2 protein-coding genes are annotated in these 4,015 nt (G+C 64.5%); both read left to right on the top strand.

The features are described from left to right. A partial coding sequence (locus tag EN906_RS25565) for a DUF2778 domain-containing protein (RefSeq protein ID WP_164777353.1) occupies nt 1-652 on the top strand: 652 nt, incomplete at its 5' end. A gap of 128 nt (nt 653-780) precedes the next feature. Next, nucleotides 781-3,957, top strand: coding sequence for an excinuclease ABC subunit UvrB (gene uvrB / locus EN906_RS25560; protein ID WP_127328348.1), 3,177 nt, complete (start codon nt 781-783; stop codon nt 3,955-3,957). Nucleotides 3,958-4,015: the final 58 nt, after the last annotated feature.

Genomic DNA, 4,015 nt, shown 5'->3' with positions numbered 1-4,015 from the left:
GCCTAAGCCGGTCCAGCAGCCCAAATCTGTTCAGCAGCCCAAGCCCGCCCAGCAATCGAAGCCGGCGCGTGAGACGGTCCAGCAGGCCCAGCCGGCAAAACCGGCGCGGCAAGGCCGGCCGGCCGATGGCGGCGATGTGCTGGCCTACGCCAAGCCGGACACGCCTTCGGGCGGCCTTGGCAAGGCGTTCAGGAACCTGTTCAACTCGCCGGGATCCAGAAGCGGCGCCGGCAATGGCGTCGCCGTCTACGATATCAGCGCCGCCACCGTCTACATGCCTGACGGCTCAAGGCTCGAGGCGCATTCTGGCATCGGCGCGATGACGGACCAGCCGCGCTATGCCGACCAGAAGAACCGCGGACCGACACCGCCCAACACCTACAATCTGTCGCTGCGCGAGTCGCGCTTTCATGGTGTGGAGGCCTTGCGCCTGACGCCGGTCGATGGCCGCAACAAGTACAATCGCGACGGGTTTCTGGCCCATACGTATCTGCTTCGGGGCCGCTACGCCCAGTCGAGCGGCTGCGTCGCCTTCAAGGATTATGCGCGTTTCCTCGCCGCCTTCAAGAAGGGCAAGATCAAACGCCTCGTCGTGGTGCCGCGCCTGAACGGGTCGGCTACGCAGGTCGCATCAGCCGCCAGGGGCGTGTAGCGACAAGAGGCTTTCGGGCGTACCTTCCCGCCTGCTCCTGACAGCCTGCTGTCAGGAGCAGCGCTGTCCGGCACGCCTCTCCCCACCGCGCTCTTTCCATTTTGGCCAGGAAATCCCATATTCGGGACATGGCCAAATCTCCCGACAAAAAAACGCCGCCGACGGCGAATGACGACCGCGCCGCGCCGAAGCGGCGCAGTCCGCTGACCGATTTCCTCGACGCTTCGGAGCCGCTGCACAGAGGCGGCTTCGCCGAGATGCCGCAGCCGGAGCTCTCTGGCACGCCGCTGACCGGTTCGATCGCGGACTGGGCCGAGCAGATCGAGCAGGAGGCCGAGAAGGAAGGGCGTCTTGCCGGCAAGGGCGACGGCGGCAAATCGCCGAAGCCGTCGAAGAAGATACCCGAGCGTTCAAGCTCGCCGGGACGCAGTTCGCGCGGCACCTCGATGGGTGGGGCGGCGACGGCGAGGGAGCGCACGGCAGCGGGCCTCAACCCGGTCGCGGGTCTCGACATTTCGCTGGAAGACGCCGAGACCATGGCTTCGGGCAGCGTCACCGCGACGGTAGCCGCCCTTTCGGCGTTGATCGAATCCGGCAATCCGCTGCACAAGGACGGTGTGCTGTGGACGCCGCATCGCCCCGCCCGCCCGGAAAAATCCGAAGGTGGCATTGCCATCAAGATGGTTTCGGATTTCGAGCCGGCCGGCGATCAGCCGACCGCGATCAAGGATCTGGTCGAAGGCGTCGACAACAACGACCGGACCCAGGTGCTGCTCGGCGTCACCGGCTCCGGAAAAACCTTCACCATGGCCAAGGTGATCGAGGAGACGCAGCGCCCTGCCTTGATCCTGGCGCCGAACAAGACGCTGGCGGCGCAGCTCTATTCCGAGTTCAAGAAATTCTTCCCGGAAAACGCCGTCGAGTATTTCGTCTCCTACTACGACTATTACCAGCCGGAAGCCTACGTCCCGCGCACCGACACCTTCATCGAGAAGGAATCTTCGATCAACGAGCAGATCGACCGCATGCGCCATTCGGCGACGCGTTCGCTGCTCGAGCGCGACGACGTCATCATCGTCGCCTCGGTGTCCTGCATCTACGGTATCGGCTCGGTCGAAACCTATACGGCGATGACCTTCCAGATGCAGATCGGCGATCGGCTCGACCAGCGCGCGCTGCTCGCCGATCTCGTCGCCCAGCAGTACAAGCGCCAGGACATCAATTTCGTTCGCGGCTCGTTCCGCGTGCGCGGCGACACGATCGAGATCTTCCCGGCCCACCTGGAAGACCGCGCCTGGCGCATCTCGATGTTCGGCGACGAGATCGAGCAGATCACCGAGTTCGACCCGCTCACCGGCCAGAAGACCGGCGAGCTGAAAAGCGTCAAGATCTACGCCAATTCGCACTATGTGACGCCGCGCCCGACGCTGAACCAGGCGATCAAGTCGATCAAGGAAGAGCTCAAGCACCGGCTGGTCGAACTCGAGCGGGCCGGCCGCCTGCTTGAGGCGCAGCGGCTGGAACAGCGCTGCCGCTTCGACCTCGAGATGCTGGAAGCCACCGGCTCCTGCGCCGGCATCGAGAACTATTCGCGCTATCTCACCGGCCGCCAGCCGGGTGATCCGCCGCCGACGCTGTTCGAGTACATTCCCGACAACGCGCTGGTCTTCATCGATGAAAGCCATGTCACCGTGCCGCAGATCGGCGGCATGTATCGCGGCGACTTTCGCCGCAAGGCGACACTGGCCGAATACGGCTTCCGTCTGCCGTCCTGCATGGACAACCGGCCGCTGCGCTTCGAGGAATGGGATGCCATGCGTCCGCTTTCGGTCGCCGTCTCGGCGACCCCCGGCGGCTGGGAAATGGAGCAGGCCGGCGGCGTCTTCGCCGAGCAGGTCATCCGCCCGACCGGCCTGATCGATCCGCCGGTCGAGGTCCGCCCGGCCAAGACCCAGGTCGACGATGTCGTCGGCGAAATCCGTGACACCACCAAGGCCGGCTACCGCACGCTGGTGACGGTGCTGACCAAGCGCATGGCCGAGGATTTGACCGAATATCTGCATGAACAAGGCATCCGCGTGCGCTACATGCACTCCGACATCGACACGCTGGAGCGCATCGAGATCCTGCGCGATCTGCGCCTCGGCGCCTTCGACGTGCTGGTCGGCATCAACCTGCTGCGCGAAGGCCTCGACATTCCCGAATGCGGCTTCGTCGCCATTCTCGACGCCGACAAGGAAGGTTTCCTGCGCTCGGAAACCTCGCTGATCCAGACCATCGGCCGCGCCGCCAGAAACGTCGACGGCAAGGTCATCCTCTATGCCGACCAGGTGACCGGCTCGATGGAACGGGCGATGGCCGAAACCAACCGCCGCCGCGAAAAGCAGGTGGAGTGGAACGAGGCCAACGGCATCACCCCGGAATCGGTCAAGTCGCGCATCTCCGATATTCTGGATTCGGTCTACGAGAAGGACCACGTCCGCGCCGACATCTCGCAGTTCACCGACAGTGCCGGCGCCATGATGGGCAACAACCTCAAGGCCCATCTCGACGCGATGGAAAAGCAGATGCGCGATGCCGCAGCCAATCTCGACTTCGAGAAGGCGGCCCGCATCCGCGACGAGATCAAGCGCCTGCGTGAGATGGAACTGTCCATCTCCGAAGACCCGCTGGCCAAATACGCCGACATGGAAAGCCCGGCCTCCGGCCGCGAAAAGGGCAAGCACAACAAGGGCGTGGCCAAACATCGGACAGCAGAAGAACAGGAGCGTTTCCGCAAGTTCGACGAAGCGCGCGCCGCCGAAGAGGCCGCCAGGGCTGCCCGGCCCAACCTCTTCCGCAAGCCTGATCTCGACGAGATGGGCGCCGACGGCGCCGTACCGGTGAAAAAACCGCTGTTTTCGAAACCCTCGATCGACGATATGGGCCCGGGCACCGACATGCCGACGCCGGCCGGCGCGGTGTCACGCTCGCTGTTCAAGAAACAGTCGGCTGAAGAGGCGCATGGCTCCGATTTCGGCATACCCGGCGAGCCGGTCAAGCCGCTGTTCAAGAAGAACTCGCTCGATGAAATGACCGTGCGGCGGACGGAAAAGCCGGTCGAAGGAAAAGTGCCGGCCAAGCCGCAGCCAATCTCCCCCCAAGTGGGGGAGATGCCCGGCAGGGCAGAGGGGGACGCGAAGGAACGCGACGATTCCGCTAAGCCAATCGTTCGCCAGCGCGCCGGCATCGGCTCATACGAGGATCCAGGCGACGCACGCCGCGACAAACGCCGGCCGGGGAAGACGGGACGGCCGGGGAAGTAGGTTCAATTATTCGAAATGCCGGCGGGACAGCGCCCCCCTCTGTCCTGCCGGACATCTC

The organism is Mesorhizobium sp. M7A.F.Ca.CA.004.06.1.1, assembly GCF_003999135.1.
GTDB lineage: Bacteria > Pseudomonadota > Alphaproteobacteria > Rhizobiales > Rhizobiaceae > Mesorhizobium.
The sequence above is the reverse complement of the archived record's forward strand: the minus strand, read 5'-3'. Positions and strand labels throughout refer to the sequence as shown.

Coding starts and splice junctions, on each gene's coding strand:
- uvrB (WP_127328348.1), top strand. CDS start 781: ATGGCCAAATCTCCCGACAAAAAAACGCCGCCGACGGCGAATGACGAC.